Source organism: Microbacterium luteolum, from assembly GCF_039533965.1.
GTDB classification, from domain to species: Bacteria; Actinomycetota; Actinomycetes; order Actinomycetales; family Microbacteriaceae; genus Microbacterium; species Microbacterium luteolum.
The window spans coordinates 1,724,863-1,742,222 of record NZ_BAAAUN010000001.1 but is presented as its reverse complement, the minus strand read 5'-3'; the positions used below and the strand labels follow the sequence as shown (position 1 = coordinate 1,742,222).

General features: G+C 70.3%; 17 protein-coding genes, 1 tRNA gene and 1 pseudogene. 13 read left to right on the top strand and 6 right to left on the bottom strand.

Translation table 11 applies throughout. The features are described from left to right. Nucleotides 1–83: 83 nt before the first annotated feature. Nucleotides 84–1,610, bottom strand: coding sequence for a PucR family transcriptional regulator (locus ABD648_RS08485; RefSeq protein ID WP_282214527.1), 1,527 nt, complete (start codon nt 1,608–1,610; stop codon nt 84–86). Nucleotides 1,611–1,731: 121 nt separating this feature from the next. Between ABD648_RS08485 and ABD648_RS08480 the strand changes: the two genes are divergently transcribed. Continuing rightward, entirely contained in the window at nt 1,732–3,060 is a 1,329-nt protein-coding gene (locus ABD648_RS08480; RefSeq protein WP_282214526.1) for an aspartate aminotransferase family protein, read from the top strand. Nucleotides 3,061–3,067: 7 nt separating this feature from the next. Here ABD648_RS08480 and ABD648_RS08475 read toward each other — a convergent pair whose 3' ends face one another. Beyond that, complete coding sequence (locus ABD648_RS08475; protein WP_282214525.1) at nt 3,068–3,583, bottom strand: hypothetical protein; 516 nt, start codon at nt 3,581–3,583, stop codon at nt 3,068–3,070. Between the two features lie 164 nt (nt 3,584–3,747). Between ABD648_RS08475 and ABD648_RS08470 the strand changes: the two genes are divergently transcribed. From ABD648_RS08470 to ABD648_RS08460, 3 genes are all read left to right on the top strand, one after another. Then, the gene (locus ABD648_RS08470; protein WP_282214524.1) at nt 3,748–4,611 is read left to right on the top strand and encodes an AraC family transcriptional regulator; all 864 of its coding nucleotides are present in this window, start codon (nt 3,748–3,750) and stop codon (nt 4,609–4,611) included. A gap of 94 nt (nt 4,612–4,705) precedes the next feature. Then, entirely contained in the window at nt 4,706–5,356 is a 651-nt protein-coding gene (locus tag ABD648_RS08465) for a GyrI-like domain-containing protein (protein WP_282214523.1), read from the top strand. Nucleotides 5,357–5,417: 61 nt separating this feature from the next. Then, on the top strand, nt 5,418–6,218 hold the full coding sequence (locus ABD648_RS08460) for a DUF1206 domain-containing protein (protein ID WP_282214522.1): 801 nt from the start codon (nt 5,418–5,420) through the stop codon (nt 6,216–6,218). Between the two features lie 13 nt (nt 6,219–6,231). Here the strand turns inward: ABD648_RS08460 and ABD648_RS08455 are convergent, their stop codons facing one another. Beyond that, the gene (locus ABD648_RS08455) at nt 6,232–6,879 is read right to left on the bottom strand and encodes a LysE family translocator (RefSeq protein ID WP_282214521.1); all 648 of its coding nucleotides are present in this window, start codon (nt 6,877–6,879) and stop codon (nt 6,232–6,234) included. A gap of 59 nt (nt 6,880–6,938) precedes the next feature. On the opposite strand from ABD648_RS08455, the gene ABD648_RS08450 reads away from it, so the two are divergent. From ABD648_RS08450 to ABD648_RS08425, 6 genes and pseudogenes are all read left to right on the top strand, one after another. After that, complete coding sequence (locus ABD648_RS08450) at nt 6,939–8,246, top strand: aminotransferase class V-fold PLP-dependent enzyme (protein WP_282214520.1); 1,308 nt, start codon at nt 6,939–6,941, stop codon at nt 8,244–8,246. Next, entirely contained in the window at nt 8,243–8,677 is a 435-nt protein-coding gene (gene sufU, locus ABD648_RS08445) for a Fe-S cluster assembly sulfur transfer protein SufU (RefSeq protein WP_282214519.1), read from the top strand. The genes ABD648_RS08450 and sufU overlap by 4 nt, the downstream gene beginning before the upstream one ends. A 53-nt stretch (nt 8,678–8,730) precedes the next feature. Then, nucleotides 8,731–9,390 (top strand): annotated as a pseudogene (locus ABD648_RS08440) (NADPH-dependent F420 reductase); the annotation flags it as partial. Nucleotides 9,391–9,480: 90 nt separating this feature from the next. After that, a complete protein-coding gene (locus tag ABD648_RS08435) occupies nt 9,481–10,140 on the top strand; it encodes a GntR family transcriptional regulator (RefSeq protein WP_282214517.1) in 660 nt (219 codons plus the stop codon). A 106-nt stretch (nt 10,141–10,246) separates the two neighbouring features. Next, nucleotides 10,247–10,492, top strand: coding sequence for a hypothetical protein (locus tag ABD648_RS08430; protein ID WP_282214516.1), 246 nt, complete (start codon nt 10,247–10,249; stop codon nt 10,490–10,492). Between the two features lie 8 nt (nt 10,493–10,500). After that, nucleotides 10,501–11,361 (top strand): hypothetical protein, encoded by an 861-nt coding sequence (locus ABD648_RS08425; RefSeq protein ID WP_282214515.1) that lies wholly within the window; start codon nt 10,501–10,503, stop codon nt 11,359–11,361. Nucleotides 11,362–11,377: 16 nt separating this feature from the next. On the opposite strand, the gene ABD648_RS08420 is transcribed toward ABD648_RS08425, so the two are convergent. Beyond that, nucleotides 11,378–12,217 carry an SDR family NAD(P)-dependent oxidoreductase gene (locus tag ABD648_RS08420; RefSeq protein WP_282214514.1) on the bottom strand — a complete coding sequence of 280 codons (840 nt, stop codon included), beginning with the start codon at nt 12,215–12,217 and terminating at the stop codon, nt 11,378–11,380. Between the two features lie 132 nt (nt 12,218–12,349). Here ABD648_RS08420 and ABD648_RS08415 point away from each other — a divergent pair, with 132 nt between their 5' ends. Then, a complete protein-coding gene (locus tag ABD648_RS08415; RefSeq protein WP_282214513.1) occupies nt 12,350–12,934 on the top strand; it encodes an asparagine synthase in 585 nt (194 codons plus the stop codon). 77 nt (nt 12,935–13,011) lie between these two features. Beyond that, nucleotides 13,012–13,084, top strand: a tRNA-Arg gene (locus ABD648_RS08410). A 101-nt stretch (nt 13,085–13,185) separates the two neighbouring features. On the opposite strand, the gene ABD648_RS08405 is transcribed toward ABD648_RS08410, so the two are convergent. Next, nucleotides 13,186–14,526 carry an alpha/beta hydrolase family protein gene (locus ABD648_RS08405; protein ID WP_282214512.1) on the bottom strand — a complete coding sequence of 447 codons (1,341 nt, stop codon included), beginning with the start codon at nt 14,524–14,526 and terminating at the stop codon, nt 13,186–13,188. 87 nt (nt 14,527–14,613) lie between these two features. Beyond that, nucleotides 14,614–15,543: a LysR family transcriptional regulator gene (locus ABD648_RS08400; protein WP_282214511.1), complete on the bottom strand. Its 930-nt coding sequence runs from the start codon at nt 15,541–15,543 to the stop codon at nt 14,614–14,616. Nucleotides 15,544–15,620: 77 nt separating this feature from the next. On the opposite strand from ABD648_RS08400, the gene ABD648_RS08395 reads away from it, so the two are divergent. Beyond that, nucleotides 15,621–17,351, top strand: coding sequence for an L-aspartate oxidase (locus tag ABD648_RS08395; protein WP_282214510.1), 1,731 nt, complete (start codon nt 15,621–15,623; stop codon nt 17,349–17,351). Nucleotides 17,352–17,360: the final 9 nt, after the last annotated feature.

The window sequence follows — 17,360 nt, the reverse complement described above, 5'->3', positions numbered from 1 at the left end:
GGCCCCTTTTGACCGACCCGGCCCTTTGAGGACGCGCTCAAGGGGCCGGTTCGCGCAGAGAGGGGCCGCTCGGCGGGACGGCGTCAGGCCTGCGTCAGCTGCAGGGCGCCCCAGAGCTCGGCGCGGGCGGCGAAGGTGTCGAGGTCGACGTCGAGCAGCACGCCGGCGGCATCCACTCGCGCGCGCAGCGTGTGCCGGTGGATGCCGAGGGCCTTGGCCGCGGGATCCCACGCGCCGTTGTGCTCCAGCCAGACCTCGAGCGTCCGGCGCAGGTCCGCCGGGTCGTTGGCGCTCTCGAGCGGCAGCAGCATCCGTCTCGCGATATCGTGCGCCTGCGTGTGCTCCAGATGCCCGAGGAGTCCGGCGCGGGCGATGTCGTCGAACTCGCTGATCGGCTCCTGCGGAGTCGTCCGGGCCAGCGCCCGCTCGGACTCCGCCATCGCCTCGGTCAGCCGGTCCCAGGTCGTGGCCGCCGAGAACCCCGCGGCGACGTCGTGCCGGGTCAACAGCGCGAGCAGCCCGGATCTGTCCTCGTCGGGCGTGACGGTCACGATGCGGTCGCGGCGCTCCGCGAAGAACACGGCTCCGCCGCTCTCGACCGCGAGGAGCTCCAGCGCGGAGCGCAGGGTCTGCGCGCCGCCCTCCGCCTCGTCCGGCAGAGCGATGCAGCCGACGCGAAGAGGGCCTTCGGGAAGAGGACCCCACAGGTGCGCCACCGTGCGCTGCGCCACCGCCGTGATCCCGGCCATGAGCAGCTCCAGCACGCCGGAGCGCAGGCGTCGCCGCGCGTCGTCGAGCGTGCGGCTCTGCTCGAGGGCGATGCTGGCGAGCGCGATGACGGCGTCGACGAGGTCGGCACGCGCCCGATCGAGAGCGCCGGTGCCCGTCCCCACGGCGAGGACGCCTCGCAGATCTCCGCGCTGACCGAGCGTCTGCAGCGTGACCTCGTCCGACCCGGTGACGCTGAGCCGTACGGCCGCCGTGCGGCCGCGCGCCAGCATGCTCGCCACGGCATCCTCGATCTCCGGTGCCTGGGATGCCGGGATCTCGCGCTGCGTCGGCACCCGCACCCGGGAGCCTGACGCATCGAAGAGGGCCACCCAGCAGTCGAGGTTGCGCTCCAGCTCTCGCAGGATCTCGGCGAGCCCGTCGGGCCGGAGGGCCGCGCGGGCGACGGAGCGCTGTGCGCGCAGCGAGCGCTCCAGCATCTGCCGATCGTCGTCCGCCACCGCATCCGAGATGAAGCGGATGATCCCCATGAAGGGGGTGTCGCGCGGAACCTCGAGCAGGGGCAGACCCCGGGACGCGGCGGCCTCGGCCAGCTCGGCCGGGATGCGCTCATGCACGATCCCGGTGGAGAATCCCAGCGCCAGGACCCCGTGATCGACCAGGCGCTGCACGTAGGGGTGCGCTGGTTCGGGGTCCGGCTCGTCGAACTGCACGCCGTCCGTGAGCAGGAGGCCCCCCGAGTCGAGCCAGGGAGTGGGATCCGGGAGATCCGAGTTGTGCGCCCACAGGACGGCGTGCGAGAGAAGGGCGTCGTCGACGCCGCTGACCGGACGCAGGTCGAAGCGGGGCTCGTTGAGCAGGGCGCGGAGGGTGGCGGGCACTCCCGCATCCTGTCCGATGCCGTTCTGTCCGTCAAGTGAGTGGCTGTTAGACGAATTGTCGCCCCCGCGCGGGGCGCCCGACTGGGATGATCGGTGTGCCGCCACCTTCGAAGGGCTTCCCATGACGACCAGCACTCCCACCGCCGCGACCCTCACCAACGCCGAGGTCTCGAACGCCGATCGCTCGCGCGTCTTCCACTCGTGGTCGGCTCAGGGCTCGCTCGCCCCGATGGCGATCGCCGGCGGGTCGGGGACGACGGTGTGGGATGCCGAGGGCAATCACTACCTCGACTTCTCCAGCCAGCTCGTCAACGTGAACATCGGGCACCAGCATCCGAAGGTCGTCGCGGCGATCCAGGCGCAGGCCGAGGTGCTGACGACCGTCGCGCCCGCGCACGCCAATGCCGTGCGCGCCGAGGCGGCGCAGCTGATCGTTGACATCGCCCCCGAGGGGTTCGAGAAGGTGTTCTTCACGAACGGCGGGGCCGACGCGAACGAGAACGCGATCCGCATGGCGCGCCTGTTCACCGGCCGCGACAAGATCCTGTCGACCTACCGCTCGTACCACGGGAACACCGGCGCAGCCGTCGTCGCGACCGGAGACTGGCGCCGCATCCCCAACGAGTACTCCCGCGGCCACGTGCACTTCTTCGGCCCGTACCTGTACCGCTCGGAGTTCTGGGCGACGTCGCCCGAGGAGGAGTCGGCTCGCGCGCTGCACCACCTCGAGCGCGTCGTGCAGGCCGAGGGCCCCGACAGCATCGCCGCGATCCTGCTCGAGACCGTCCCCGGAACGGCGGGCATCCTCACCCCGCCGCCCGGGTACCTCGCGGGTGTGCGCGAGATCGCCGACCGCTACGGCATCCTGCTGATCCTCGACGAGGTCATGGCCGGGTTCGGGCGCACCGGGGAGTGGCTCGCGCTCGACGCCTTCGGCGTGCGGCCCGATCTCATCACCTTCGCGAAGGGCGTCAACTCCGGCTACGTGCCGATCGGCGGCGTCATCATCCCCGGCGAGATCGCGCATCATTTCGACGATCGTGTCTTCCCCGGTGGGCTCACCTACTCCGGCCACCCGCTCGCGGCGGCCAGCGTCGTCGCCACGATCGAAGCCATGCGCGAGGAGGGCGTCGTCGACAACGCGAAGCGCGTCGGCGCCGAGGTGATCGGACCGCATCTCGCTCGGCTCGCGGGCCGGCACGACGTCATCGGCGAGGTCCGCGGCAGCGGAGTCTTCTGGGCCGTCGAGCTGGTCGAGGATCGCGAGACGCGGGTGCCGCTGGCTGCTGCCTCGATCGGTGCGTTCAAGAGCGACCTGCTCACGCGTGGTCTGCTGCCGTTCTTCGCCGACAACCGCCTCCACGTGGTGCCGCCGTGCGTGATCACCGCGGAGGATGCCACGCGGGGGCTCGACATCATCGACGACGCTCTCGCCGCCTTCTCGGTCTGAACGCGGGTCAGACCTTCTCGGTCTGCACCGAGCGCGCGACGCCGACCGCGTGGCACTCGGTGTTCTCGTTCGCGACGCCGAAACGGATCAGCTCGCGGGAGTCCGCTCGGTAGTCCGGCGGGGCGGAGGCGAGGGCTGCGGCCTCCAGCAGAACGAATTCCGCTGATATTCCCACCAGCCGCAGCGCCCCGGCAGGAAGGCACTGCGCGACGAACTGGAACTCGCCCGGCCGCTGGTGGACCGTGGCTCCGCTGATCGACCAGGCGGTGAACTCGTTGGCCATCGCCGTGCAGATCCAGTTCTGCTGAGCGACACCGGTCACGCGCAGCAGGGCGGTGTTCCCGCGCAGGTGCTCGGCCTGTCGCAGCTCGAGCAGGATGCCGACGGTGCCGGTCATGACATCCACGATGATGCGGGTGACCTGGGCATCGACGAAGAGCTCGGGGTGCAGGAACGGGTTCTCGGTGTCACGGAGCTCGGGGGCCCGCATGGGTACGCCGGCGAGAACATCGTTCACATTCATATTGCTTCGCCTTCGCCGTCTTCCCCAGGATCTCCACACTAGCCAGGCCTTGTTCACAGTTGCCTGAGCGACTGTGATGAGTTCCGGAGCCGATCGGATCCGACCAGAATGATCGGGTGACGGGGTGCGCCCGGCACCGACGATGGTGAGGAAAGGAGGACCTCATGATCGGCACGCTCAACGCTCTGATCGATCTCGTCGAAGCCGATGCGGCAGAGGAGATCGATGTCGTCGGGTTCGCACGCGAGCACGGCACGACCGAATACCATCTGCGCCGGATGTTCTCGGCGCTGGCGGGTATGCCGCTGTCGGAGTACGTGCGCCGGCGTCGGATGACGCTCGCCGGTGCCGAGCTCGTCGCCGGCGCCGCGAACATCCTGGACGTGGCCGTGCGGCATGGCTACGGCTCGGTCGAGGCGTTCGGCCGAGCGTTCCGCGCCGTGCACGGCATCGGCCCGGCCGATGCGCGCCGTGACGGGGGTCCTCTCCGAACACAACCCACGCTCCGGTTCCGCCTGAGCGTCGAAGGGAGCACCCCGATGGATGTCACCATCACGCACCAGCCCGAGCTCGTCCTCGCCGGCCATTCGGCCGAGGTCCCGCTCATCCACGCGGGCGTCAATCCGCATATCCAGGAGCACATCGCCGCGATCCCGCCGAGCGAGCACGCCCGGCTCAAGGCGCTCGGCGATGCCGAGCCCCGCGGCATCCTGGCGGTCACAGCGGGCATCGAACCGGATGCGCCGGAGGGCAGCATGCTCACCTACCTCCACGGCGTCGCCCTGCAGGCGTCGACCCCGGTGCCGGACGATCTCGACGTCATCCCCCTCGAGGAGGGGACGTGGGCGGTCTTCGCGTCCAGCGGACCCTTCCCCGAGACGCTGCAGAACCTGTGGGCGGCGACGGCGACCGAATGGTTCCCGTCGAACCCGTGGCGACTGCGGCCGGGACCGTCGATCGTCCGGTATCTGGAGTTCACGGGGACCTCCGCGTCCTGCGAACTCTGGCTCCCGGTCGAGCAGGGCTGACGCATCCGGTCGGGTCGGGGAGCGCGCACGCCGCGCTCCCCGGCCCGATGTCGGCGGGCCCTGCCACACTGGGGCACGAACAAGGAGACGTGCCATGGCGATCGATCCCAAGAAGACGCTCGATGCGTACCAGGCGAAGCACGGTGTGATCCGTCTGGTCGAGGTTCCGCCCCTGCAATACCTGATGGTCGACGGCGCCGGCGATCCCAACACCGCGCAGGCCTATCAGGATGCCGTGACCGCGCTGTTCCCCCTCGCCTACACGCTCAAATTCGCGAGCCGGAAAGAGCTCGGCATCGACACCGTGGTGATGCCGCTCGAGGGCCTCTGGCACGCGCCTGACATGGCGTCGTTCACCTCGCAGCGCGACAAGTCGGCCTGGCTGTGGACACTCATGATCATGGTGCCCGACCATGTCACCACCGAGATGTTCGCCGATGCGGTCGCGAGCGTCGAGGCGAAGGCGGCCAAGAAGAAGGAACAGCCGTCGCCCGCGCTCTCCACCGTGCGGCTGGAGACCCTCGCCGAAGGCCTGAGCGTGCAGACGCTGCACCTCGGTCCCTTCGACGATGAGGCGCCCGTGCTCGACGATCTGCACCATCGCTTCATCCCCGAGAACGGACTGGAGATGCGCGGCCTGCATCACGAGGTCTACCTGAGCGACATGCGTCGCGTGGAGCCGGCGAAGCTGCGCACGATCCTGAGACAGCCCGTGTCGAGGGTCTCCGGATCCGACGCCGCGTGAGCCGCGCGCCGGGAAATCAACCCCCTCCGCGCCGGATCCTCCGGCCGCGTAGTCTTCAGCGATGACCACCGCGAAAGACGCCGCGCGCGCCGCCCAGCGCTCCGACGTGTTCCGCCGGGTCGCCCGCGTCGGCTTCGTCGTCGTCGGAGTCGTCCACATCATCATCGGCTGCCTCGCCGTCTCCCTCGCTCTGGGTGCCGGTGGCGACGCCGATCAGGACGGCGCCATGGAGCAGGTCCGTCTGAGCCCCGTCGGAGGGCTGCTGCTCGGCGTGATCGCCGCAGGGCTCATCGCGCTCGCCGGGTGGCAGATCGCGAGCGCGTTCCTGGCCTCCGACCCGGCCGACACGAAGAAGTGGGGCAAGCGGGTCAAGTACTTCGGCATCGCCCTCGCCTATCTCGTCATCGCAGGGATGGCCCTGATCGTCGCGTTCGGCGGCCGGGTCTCCTCCGAGAATGCCTCGCAGACTCTCAGCGAGATCGTGCTCGCGGCCCCCGCCGGCGTGGTCGTGCTCGTCATCATCGGACTCACCGTGAGCGGGGTGGGCATCGGGTTCATCGTCAGCGGATTCACGCGCGGCTTCAAGAAGCTGCTCGACCTGCCGTCCGGTGTCGAGCGCGGCGGCATCGTGACCTTCGGAGTGGTCGGCTACATCGCCAAGGGCATCGCCGTCGCGGTCACCGGCGTGCTGTTCGTCGTCGCCGCGTTCACGAACGACCCCGACAAGTCCGCCGGCCTCGACGGGGCTCTGCACAGCCTCGTGGCGCTCCCGCTGGGACCGGTGATCCTCTGCGCGGTGGGTGCGGGGCTCGCGGTCTACGGTCTCTTCTGCATCGCGCGCTCGCGCTACGCGCGGATGTAGTCGCGCACGGCGATCAGGTGGTCGCCGGCTTCTCGCTCCACACCAGGAGGAAGGCGCCGAGGCCGATCATGAGTACGCCGCCCGTCGCGCTCATCGCCTCGATCCGGCGGGGTGACCGGCCGAACCAGTCGCGGGCGGCGCTGGCGAGAAGCACCCAGACGGCGTCGCAGGCGACGCCGATCGTCACGACGATCGCGCCGAGCACGAACAGCTGCGTCGGAACGGAGCCGGCGTGCAGGTCGACGAACTGGGGGAGGATCGCGAGGAAGAAGGCGATCGACTTCGGATTCGTGACTCCGACGACGAATCCCTCGAGAAGCAGGCGTGGGCGCGAGCGCTGGGGCTGCACGCCCGAGACCGCGCCCGCCGCATCCTTCCGATGCCGGATCGCCTGGATGCCGAGGAACACCAGGTATCCGGCGCCGAGCACCTTGACGGTCGTGAAGAGCACGACCGACTGCGCCACCACGGTGCCGACCCCGAGGGCCACGGCCACGACGAGCACGATCGAGCCGACGGCGGTGCCGAGGATGCTGAGGAACCCACCCAGGCGTCCCAGCGCCATCGCGCGCCCGATCGTGAACAGCACGGTCGGACCGGGGATCACGACCATGACGAAGGCCGCGATGATGAAGGTCGCGAGGGTCTCGGCGCTGAACATGCTGCGAGCCTACTGTCGCGGACCACCCCGCTCACATCGTCAGGTGGGAAACTGGAACGATGAGCACTTCCCCTGCAGTCGACGTGACCGCCCCTCTGAGCGAGGCCGAGGTCCGCCGTATCCGCGAGGACTTCCCGATCCTGCAGGCGCAGGTGCAGGGGCATCCGCTCGTCTACCTGGATTCGGGGGCGACCTCGCAGCGCCCGCTCGCGGTGCTGGATGCCGAGCGCGCCTTCGCGACGACCATGAACTCCGCCGTGCACCGCGGCGCGCACACCCTGGCGGCCGAGGCGACCGAGGTCTTCGAAGATGCCCGCAGCACCGTCGCGCGCTTCGTAGGCGCCGACGACGACGAGATCGTCTGGACGTCGAACGCCACCGAGGCGACCAACCTGGTGGCCTACTCCCTGTCGAACGCGTCGATCGGCCGCGGGGGAGCGCCCGCCGAACGGCTCCGGCTCCGCGCAGGGGACGAGATCGTCACCACCGAGATGGAGCACCACGCCAACCTCATCCCGTGGCAGGAGCTCGCCGCCCGCACCGGCGCGACGCTCCGGGTGATCCCGCTGGATGACGACGGCGCCCTGCGGCTCGACGTCGCTGCCGATCTCATCACGGAGCGCACGAAGCTCGTCGCATTCACGCACGTCTCGAACGTGCTCGGTGTGATCAACCCGGTCGATCGGCTCGTCGCACTCGCCCGCCGGGTGGGGGCGCTGACGCTGCTCGACGCCTGCCAGTCGGCGCCGCATCTGCCGCTCGACGTGCGCGCGCTCGACGTCGACTTCGCGGTGCTCTCCGGCCACAAGATGCTCGGACCCACCGGCATCGGCGCCCTCTACGGTCGGCGCGAGCTGCTGGAGGCCATGCCGCCGTTCCTCACCGGCGGCTCGATGATCACGACGGTCACCACGACCGAGGCCGAATACCTTCCGCCGCCGCAGCGGTTCGAAGCGGGAACGCAGCGCGTCTCGCAGGCGATCGCGCTCGCCGCGGCCGTGGACTACCTGACGGCGGTGGGGATGCCGCGTATCGCCGCGCACGAGGCCGCCTTCGGGCGCCGGCTCGTCGAGGGCCTTGCCGCGATCGACGGCGTGCGTGTCCTCGGCGCCGGCATCGACCTGCCGCGGGTCGGGCTCGCGAGCTTCGACGTCGCCGGCATCCACTCGCACGACGTGGGCCAGTTCCTCGACGATCTCGGCATCGCGGTGCGTGTCGGGCACCACTGCGCGCAGCCGCTGCATCGCCGGCTCGGCGTCACCTCGTCGACGCGGGCGAGCACCTATCTCTACACGACGGATGCCGAGGTCGACGCGGTGATCGACGGCGTCGCGGGCGCGATCGAATTCTTCCGGAGGGGCGCATGAGCGATCTGCAGAATCTGTACCAGGAGCTGATCCTCGACCATTCCCGCACGCCCCACGGCTACGGGCTGCGCGAGGAGATCCCCGCGCAGTCGCACCAGGTGAACCCGACGTGCGGCGACGAGGTGACCCTCCAGGTGCACCGCGCCGCCGACGGGACCATCGAGGCGATCGCGTGGGAGGGGCACGGCTGCGCGATCTCGCAGGCCTCCGCCTCCCTGCTCGCCGAACTCGCGGAGGGGCTCTCGGTCGAACAGCTCGAGGTCCGCATCGCGGCGTTCCGTGAGGCGATGCGTTCGCGCGGCAAGATCGAGCCCGATGAGGAACTGCTGGGCGACGCGGCCGCTCTCGGCGGCGTCTCGAAGTACGTGGCCAGGGTCAAGTGCGCGATGCTCGCCTGGGTCGCCGCGGAGGATGCTCTGACGCGGAGCTGACTCACCCGGGGAGACGCGTCACAGGACGTCACCTCCGGGAATAGCGCCGCCTCTCAGGCGTTGCTCCGAGCATGACAACTCTCGGAATCATCGGTGCAGGACACATCGGCAGCCAGGTCGCCCGCGTGGCGGTGGCGAACGGCTACGACGTGGTGATCGCCAACTCGCGCGGCCCGGAGACGCTCGCCGACCTCGTCGCCGATCTCGGACCCCGGGCGACGGCGGCCACGGCGGCGGATGCTGCGGCGGCCGGCGATGCCGTCGTCGTGACGGTGCCCCTGCACGCCATCGATCGCCTGCCGGTCGAGCAGCTGGCGGGCAAGATCGTCCTCGACACCAACAACTACTACCACGAGCGCGACGGGCGCATCGAGGCTCTCGACAAGGGCGAGACGACGACCTCGGAGCTCGTGCAGCAGCAGCTCCCCACGTCGAGGATCGCCAAGGCGTTCAACCAGATCCTCGCCGCGGACATCACGACCGACGGCACGCCCGCGGGTACTCCGAACCGCCGGGCCCTCGCCACCGCGGGCGACGACGACGAGGCCGTGGCCTTCGTCACGCGCTTCTACGACGAGGCGGGCTTCGACACCGTCAACGTCGGACCGCTCAGCGAGTCGTGGCGCGTCGAGCGCGACCGCCCCGCGTACGTCGCCCGGCAGAACGCCGAGGAGCTCGAGGCCAACCTCGCGCTCGCGAACCGACTGCCCTGAGCGCGTCCCCCGTCGTCGGTCCTTCGCACTCCGGTCACGGTTGGGATACCAAAAGTTGGTGAACCGCCGTGCAGGTGAGAGAATGCGGACATGACGGCGGCGGGGGCCACCGGCGAACTCGAGTCGGTGAGGGTGACGCGCATTCTGCGCGACGACATCGTGCTGGGCCGACGCCTGCCGGGTTCCCGACTCGTCGAACGAGACATCGCCGCAGAGCTCGATGTCTCACGCCTCCCCGTGCGCGAGGCGATCCGCACGCTGGTCTCGGAAGGCGTGGTGGTCGCCCGCCCGCGCAGCTGGGCCGTGGTGCGGGAGTTCACGCAGCGCGACATCAGGGACTTCGCCGAGGTGCGCGAGTCGGTGGAGACGCTGATCTTCGTCTTCGCGGCCGAGCGGCATGACGAGGCCGGCATCGCGCGGCTCCGTGACGTGTACGAGCGAGAACTCGCCGCGGCGCAGGCCGGCGAAGCCGAGGCCGCGCGGATGGCAGCGGGGGAGTTCCACGAGGTCGCCGCGATGCTCGCGGGCAACGACATGCTCTGCGAGCTGATCGACGTCTTCGCCACGCGGCTGCGCTGGCTGTTCGGGCAGCACGACGATCTGCTGGCGATGGCGGCGGAGCACCGTGCCATCCTCGAGGCGATCAGCGCCCGCGACTCCGATGCGCTGCGCCGGATCGTCCCCGAGCATCTCGCGAGCGGCCAGCTCGCCGCCCAGCTGCGTCTCGCGGACAGGGCCGTCGTGATCTGATCCGGTCGGGGACCCGCGCGGCGTCGGGTGAGGTCGAACCCTCCCAGTTGTATATTGGGCACTTCGGAACGGTTCCGGAGCTGTCGCAATTGCCCTGGGGAGCGAGATGCGAAATCTTGCTGTCGTCGTCGGAAGCCTGCTGCTGGTGGGCGGAGCAGTCGCCGTCGTGGTCGCCGACCAGGAGCGCGCCTCGGCCGTCGCCGAGGTGAAGGCGCAGATCCAGCAGGTCGAGCAGGAGCTGGACGCGTCGCGAGGCGAGAACCTCCAGCTCGCCGAGAAGCTCACGGCGCTGCGTTCGCAGATCGCCGAGCAGGACGCCAAGCTCGCCGACACCACGGGATTCCTGAAGTAATGCGCCGGATGCTCGCGGTCGCGGTCGTGTCCGCGATGCTGCTGTGCGCGGGCATCGCCGGTCGCGCTGCCGGGCTCGACCAGGAGCGGGCGGATGCCGTCGCGGAGCTGCGCGCGCTGGCGGCCCAGTCGCATTCCGCCGCACAGCGCACCGACTACCTGGAAGGCGCCGTCGACCGGGCCGAGCAGGATGCGGTCGACCGCGCGGCCGTGCTGGAGCTCCGCCCGGCGTTCGTCGCCGAGCTCGCCGCGTTGACGGCGGCGCTCGGCGGGGCCGAGGGCAAGGTCGACACCGCCACGCATCGCGCGTCGGCGCTCTCCACGCAGCAGACGGTGCTCGCGGAGAAGACGGATCCCGCGACTGTGACGGCAGCGACCGCGACCATCAACGCCTTGACGGCGAAGGTCGGATCCGAGGTCGCGAGCTGGGACGCGGTGCAGCTCGCGCAGTACGCCGGTCCCGACGGCCCCCCGTGGGCGACGAGCGGTCCCGACGGCTACGCCAGGGTGCGGACGGCCCTCGACCGGGTCGGCGGCGCGGGAGTGGGGCTGTACGAGTCGTCGTCCTGCGCCGGCGGGACCGCACCGGCCTGCGCGAACAGCAACGGGTACATCAAGTACCGCGCCGACATCGCGGAGTGGGACGAGGGGCGGCTGAACTGGGCGATGGCGCACGAGCTCGCGCACATCTATCAGTTCCGCGTCTGGGGGTCCATGACCTCGTCGTCGGCGTACGGCTCGATGTTCGGGTCCGATCCGGAGTTCCTGGCGAACTGCATGGCCGTGGTCCGCGGGTATCCGGGTTCGGTCGGCTGCGACGGCGACCAGCAGGCGTGGGCCTCCGGGATCTGGGTCGGCGCGGTGCAGTGACCGCCTCGTCGCGGGGTCAGGCGACGGGCGTCGTCGTGTCGATCGCCGCACGCAGCGGGCGGCGCATCGCCCGCCAGTAGCCCGACGGCGAGGTGCGCACCAGCACGTCGATCAGGCGGGCCTCGCGTCCGACCATGGTCCGCGCGGCCCGGCGTTCGGTCGCACGGATGATCCGGGCCGCGGCATCCGTCGGCTCGGTGTGGTACATCGCGGCCTGTGCGGCGGCAGCGCGCGCGGCGACATCGGGATCGATCGCCGCGGCGTAGCGGCCGTGCAGGATGATGCCGGTGCGCACGCCCGCCGGATACACCGCGCCGACGGAGACCGTGCTCCCTTCCAGCTCGTGCCGCAGCGCCTCGGAGAACGCCCGGACCGCGAACTTGCTCATCGCGTAGGGGATCCGTCCGGCCGGCGCGGCCAGGGCGTACACGCTGGCGAGGTGCGTGATGTGCGCAGCGGGTGCGGACCGCAGCGCAGGGAGCAGCGCCTTGGTGACCGAGACCGTCCCCCAGAGGTTGACGTCGGTGAGCCAGCGCATCTCCTCCATCGTGAGCTGTTCGAGGGTGCCGAGCATCGACGAGCCGGCGCAGGTGATCAGCGCGTTGATGCGCGGGTGCGCGGCCGTGATCTCGGCCGCGCCGGCGAACACGGCGTCGTCGTCGCGGAGGTCGATCACGTGCGTGGTCACGGTGGCTCCCCGCAGTCCGTCCGCCAGAGCCGACAGGGCTGCCGCGTCGTGATCGATCAGCGCGAGATGCGCGCCGCGGGTCGCGAGGAGTCGAGCGATGTCCGCGCCCATGCCGTTCGCCGCTCCCGTGATCACGGTGGTGCTGCCGACCAGGTCGAGATGCTTCATGCGGCCTCCTGCGGACGCGTTCACGGGTCGCACCGGGCGAATGTCGGACCGATGCGGGATGCTGAACCGGTACCCATTCTCACCCACACCGCTCCGGCGGCATACCGGTACGCTCGAGGAGAGGAGGTCGCGGTGGGACGAACAGCGGATGCCATCGCCGAAGGCGTTGCGATCGCGACCGCTGCCGCGCGCCTCGCCGTGAAGAACCACATCCTCGTCGGCACCATCGCCGAGGACGGCGTCTTCGACACCGACAAGTACATCGCCGATGCCAGGGAGGCCCTCGGGGCGATGGCCGCCGAGGCCGAAGAGGCCGCCGCGAACGTCACGGCGCTGCGGAAGCGCGCGCGCGGTCGGCACTCCGATCCGCACGGCACGCACGACTACCGCGACCGCGATGTGCGCAACCTCCGTCGCCGCGCCAAGCAGTCCACCGGCGTCGCCGTCCGCCTGCGCGAGATCATGCAGGATCCGCAGCGGTTGAGCGTGATCGTCGAAGAGGCGCGCGAGGCGGCCTGGGCCGATGTGCGGCACAACCTCGACCGTCGGCTGCGGGTGGAGGGCATGCGTCCTGACCACGATCCGGAGTACGGCAAGATGCGCGAGGCGCGCATGCAGGCGTTGCGTCTCGTCGACCTCCAGGCTCTGTCGTCCGAGCAGCGCGCGAAGGCGAAGCGCCGCAAGAAGCAGGAGAAGGCGGAGGCCCTCGACGACTGAGGCCCCGTTTCGCTTTCGCGTCGGGACTGTTGTAGGCTTATCGTCGGCCCGCTGAGCTTCACCGCAGCGCGAGTCATGCGCCCGTAGCTCAATGGATAGAGCATCTGACTACGGATCAGAAGGTTAGGGGTTCGAGTCCCTTCGGGCGCACACTGTGTTGAGACAGTACAGATCCCCCGTCGCGAAAGCGGCGGGGGATCTGCTTTGTCCGGGGCGTTTCCGGCCGTCGGCATCCCGTCGAGCGACGCCCGTCAGCCCACGGCGCCGATCCGGCTGAGCGCCTTCAGGTCCGCAGGTCCGCCGGAGGTCACGGCATCGATCAGGACCAGTGTCGCCTGCGCGGATAGGCGCGGTCCTTCCGGCCCGCGGATCCCGGTGATGGTCGGCAGCGGGGCGAGGATCAGCCCCGCATCGACCAATCCGAGGTGGGCGACGCCGTCGAGCGTCACGCGCTCCGCATCCCCGCGCGCGAGGAAGCCGTCCACGGTGGTGTCGTACTCCGGGTTGGGGTCGCTGTCTCCCGCGACGAGGAACAGCACGGGACGGCCGAGATCCGTGTCGGCGGGAGATCGCGGCATCCCATCGATGTCGACCACGCCGCGGATCCGATCGTCCATCCGTGCGGCCTCGATCGCGGCGGCGCCGCCGAGCGAATGCCCCGCCGCGATGATGAGCGACGGATCCGCATGGTCGAGCGCCGGGAGCCCGGCGTCGCCTCGATCGATCCGGTCGATGACCGCGCTGATGTCCTGTGCGCGGATCGCCGCCGCGGCGTCGGCTGCGGCCTGGTCGCGTTCGTCATCCCCGGTCGCGACGAGCTCGGTGTCGGCCGTCGATCCGTCGGCCAGTTCGGCGGAGGCGGAGTCGTACGGGTGGTCCAGAGCCATGACGATGACGCCGTGGCTCGCGAGCTCCTCCGCCCATGAGGTCATCAGCCACCGGGTGCTTCCCGATCCCGGAGACGCGATGACCACGGGGAAGCGGCCCTCGGCAGGGGGCGTGTCCTCTGCCGCGTTCGCGCGGCCGCGGGCGACGCTGTCGAACACCAGCGCCGGCATCCCGTATTGAGCCGAGAGCGCACCGGTGAGCGCAGCCGCGCGTCCTCGATCCGGGAGGTAGGCGGCGTTCTCGCCCGATGTGGAGGCCGGATACCAGACCGTGGCCGGGATCGATCGCGATTCGCTGCCGTCGCCGTGACCACCGTGGGCATCGCGGGTGTCGTCGATCCACACGGTGGAGCCGACACCGACGGCCTGCGGGCCGGATGGCGCGGGCACCTGCAGCGGCGGCAGCCCCCACGCGGCACCCGCGACGACGACGAGGGCAGCCACGACGACGACGGATGCCACGCGGGAGAGCACCGTGAGCCGGCCGGAGCGCGCCCACACGGCCAGACCGGCGACGAGAGCACCGCAGACGGTCAGCGCGATGACCTGCCAGCGGTCGCCCTCCACCCACCATGCGACTCCGAGAAGGATGAAAGCCGCCCCGCCCACCGCCGAGACCGGTGTGAGCGAGCGCTTCCGTGTCGTGAGTGCGGTGAGGAGGGTGGCGATGAGGCCGACGGCCACCGCGATATCGAGCCAGGGCATGTGCTTCACGCTATGAGCCGGTGCCCGGCCGGGTCGTCATCCTCGGGGTGCAACCGTCTACCTCGGGAGGATGAAATCGTCGGCGCGCTACAGCAGGCTGGTGATGGCCGGATCGCGCCGGGCGACCTCGGCCGCCGTCGAGAGGATCACCTTCCGCATCGCGGCCACGGCCACGGCCGGGGTCACGTCCGAGCGGTGTGCGAGGCTCACGATGCGCGTCATCATCGGATGCGTCAGGCGCACGGATCGCAGCGCGGGCTGGTCGAGCAGCACCATCGCCGGTACGACGGCGACACCGAGCCCGCGCTCGACGAAGCGCAGCACGGCATCCATCTCGGCGCCCTCGAGCACATGCGTCGGCGTGAGCCCCACGGAGCGGAATGCGGCATCGGTCGTGGCGCGGAGCTCGTACGTCTCGTCGAGGGCGATCAGCGGAAGCGTGGCGAGATGATCGAGTCCGATGGCGGGGGTCACCGCCACCGGTGGCCGGGATGCCGAGGAGACGACGACGAGTTCTTCGGTGAGCAGCGGTGTGCGCGTGAGGCTGAATCCCGACGGCGGCGGCCCGTCCGATTCGGTGATCAGCGCGATGTCGACGGCGCCGACGGCGAGCTGATCCACGAGCAGACGCGAGCCGCTTTCGATGAGGTGCAGGTCGACGTCGGGGTGCGCGGAGTGGAACACGCTGATCGCCTCGGCCACGAGACTGATGCACAGCGTCGGAGGGGCACCCAGGCGCACGCGACCGCGTCGCAGGCCCTGCAGCTCGTCCATCTCCTCGCGGATGGCCTCGGCCTCGGCGAGCATGCGCTGGGCGCGGGGGAGCAGCGTCTCACCCGCGGCGGTGAGGGCGATGTGGCCGCGCGCGCGATGGAACAGCTCGGCGCCCAGTTCGCGCTCCAGCGTCGAGATCTGCCGGCTCAACGAGGGCTGCGCCAGGTGCAGATGCTCGGAGGCGCGGGTGAAGTGTCCGAGCCGGGCGACCTCGACGAACCCGCGCAGTTGCTCCAGGTTCATGGCCATAGCCTACCTGCATGGTTCGAAGTCGAACTATGCATTGGAGTTATTAGGATCGCCTAACTAGCGTGATTCGTATGAGTACACGCGAACGTCAGATCTCCACCACCGTCCTGGTCATCGGGACCGGTGGTTCCGGGCTGCGGGCGGCGATCGAGATCGCCGAACACGGCATCGACGTCCTCGCCGTCGGCAAACGCCCCCGACAGGATGCCCACACCTCCCTCGCCGCCGGCGGCATCAATGCCGCCCTCGGCACCATGGACGCCGACGACAGCTGGCAGCAGCACGCCGCCGACACGATCAAGGAGAGCTACCTGCTCGCCAACCCGCACACGGTCGAGATCGTGACGCAGGGCGCCGAGCGCGGCATCCGCGATCTCGAACGCTGGGGCATGGACTTCGCGCGCGAAGACGACGGCCGCATCTCGCAGCGGTTCTTCGGCGCCCACACGTTCCGTCGCACGGCCTTCGCCGGCGACTACACCGGCCTCGAGATCCAGCGCACCCTGGTGCGCAAGGCCGAGCAGCTCGAGGTCCCCATCCTCGACCACGTCTACATCACCCGCCTGCTCGTGCGCGACAACGTCGTGTTCGGCGCTTACGGCTTCGACCAGGCCGATGGCACCCGCTACCTGATTCACGCGGATGCCGTGATCCTCGCCGCCGGCGGACATAACCGCATCTGGCGTCGCACCTCGTCGCGTCGCGACGAGAACACCGGCGACTCCTTCCGTCTGGCCGTCGACGCCGGCGCGCGGCTGCGTGACCCGGAGCTCGTGCAGTTCCACCCGTCCGGCATCATCGAGCCCGAGAACGCCGCCGGCACCCTCATCTCCGAGGCGGCCCGCGGCGAGGGCGGCATCCTGCGCAACGCGCTCGGCGAGCGGTTCATGGAGAAGTACGACCCGGAGCGCATGGAGCTGTCCACCCGCGACCGGGTCGCGCTCGCCGCGTACACCGAGATCCAGGAGGGACGCGGCACCGAGAACGGCGGCGTCTGGCTCGACGTGTCGCACCTGCCGCGCGAGACGATCATGACCCGTCTGCCGCGCGTCTACCAGACCATGATGGAGCTGCAGATGCTCGACATCACGACCGACCCGATCGAGATCGCGCCCACCGCGCACTACTCGATGGGCGGCGTGTGGGTGCGTCCGGAAGACCACCAGACGGATGTCGAGGGCCTCTACGCGATCGGCGAGGCGTCGAGCGGGCTGCACGGCGCGAACCGCCTCGGCGGCAACTCGCTCATCGAGCTGCTCATCTACGGTCGCATCGTCGGACAGGCCGCGATGGCGCACGCCGCGGGGCTGGACGCACAGCGGCGCTCTCCGGAGGCGGTCGCTCAGGCGCGGTCCGAGATCGCCGATCTCCTCGCCGCCGACGGGCGCGAGAACGTCCGCGCGCTGCAGCGGGCGATCCGCAACCTGATGACCGAGTACGCCGGCGTGGTCCGCTCGGAGGAGGGCCTGCGCGCGGGTCTCGCCGACCTCGACATGATCGAGGGTCGGATGGAGGACATCGGCATCCACCCCGACATCGCCGGATTCCAGGATCTCGCGCACGCCTTCGACCTCAAAGCCTCCGCGCTCGCTGCGCGCGCCACGCTCGAGGCGGCGCTGGAGCGCCGGGAGACCCGCGGATGCCACAACCGCAGCGACTTCCCCGACAGCGACCCGACGCTGCAGGTGAACCTCGTCTGGAGCCCGCGCACCGGTGTGACCCGCGAGTCGATCCCCGAGATCCCGGGGGAGATCGCCGAGCTCATGCGCGAGGTCGACACCGAGGGCAAGCTCGTCGAGTGATCCGACGCT

Bases quoted from the DNA above. Each gene is read 5' to 3' on its own strand.
- ABD648_RS08480 (WP_282214526.1), top strand. From the start codon at position 1,732: ATGACGACCAGCACTCCCACCGCCGCGACCCTCACCAACGCCGAGGTC.
- ABD648_RS08475 (WP_282214525.1), bottom strand. From the start codon at position 3,583: ATGAATGTGAACGATGTTCTCGCCGGCGTACCCATGCGGGCCCCCGAG.
- ABD648_RS08470 (WP_282214524.1), top strand. From the start codon at position 3,748: ATGATCGGCACGCTCAACGCTCTGATCGATCTCGTCGAAGCCGATGCG.
- ABD648_RS08465 (WP_282214523.1), top strand. From the start codon at position 4,706: ATGGCGATCGATCCCAAGAAGACGCTCGATGCGTACCAGGCGAAGCAC.
- ABD648_RS08460 (WP_282214522.1), top strand. From the start codon at position 5,418: ATGACCACCGCGAAAGACGCCGCGCGCGCCGCCCAGCGCTCCGACGTG.
- ABD648_RS08455 (WP_282214521.1), bottom strand. From the start codon at position 6,879: ATGTTCAGCGCCGAGACCCTCGCGACCTTCATCATCGCGGCCTTCGTC.
- ABD648_RS08450 (WP_282214520.1), top strand. From the start codon at position 6,939: ATGAGCACTTCCCCTGCAGTCGACGTGACCGCCCCTCTGAGCGAGGCC.
- sufU (WP_282214519.1), top strand. From the start codon at position 8,243: ATGAGCGATCTGCAGAATCTGTACCAGGAGCTGATCCTCGACCATTCC.
- ABD648_RS08435 (WP_282214517.1), top strand. From the start codon at position 9,481: ATGACGGCGGCGGGGGCCACCGGCGAACTCGAGTCGGTGAGGGTGACG.
- ABD648_RS08430 (WP_282214516.1), top strand. From the start codon at position 10,247: ATGCGAAATCTTGCTGTCGTCGTCGGAAGCCTGCTGCTGGTGGGCGGA.
- ABD648_RS08425 (WP_282214515.1), top strand. From the start codon at position 10,501: ATGCTCGCGGTCGCGGTCGTGTCCGCGATGCTGCTGTGCGCGGGCATC.
- ABD648_RS08420 (WP_282214514.1), bottom strand. From the start codon at position 12,217: ATGAAGCATCTCGACCTGGTCGGCAGCACCACCGTGATCACGGGAGCG.
- ABD648_RS08405 (WP_282214512.1), bottom strand. From the start codon at position 14,526: ATGCCCTGGCTCGATATCGCGGTGGCCGTCGGCCTCATCGCCACCCTC.
- ABD648_RS08400 (WP_282214511.1), bottom strand. From the start codon at position 15,543: ATGAACCTGGAGCAACTGCGCGGGTTCGTCGAGGTCGCCCGGCTCGGA.
- ABD648_RS08395 (WP_282214510.1), top strand. From the start codon at position 15,621: ATGAGTACACGCGAACGTCAGATCTCCACCACCGTCCTGGTCATCGGG.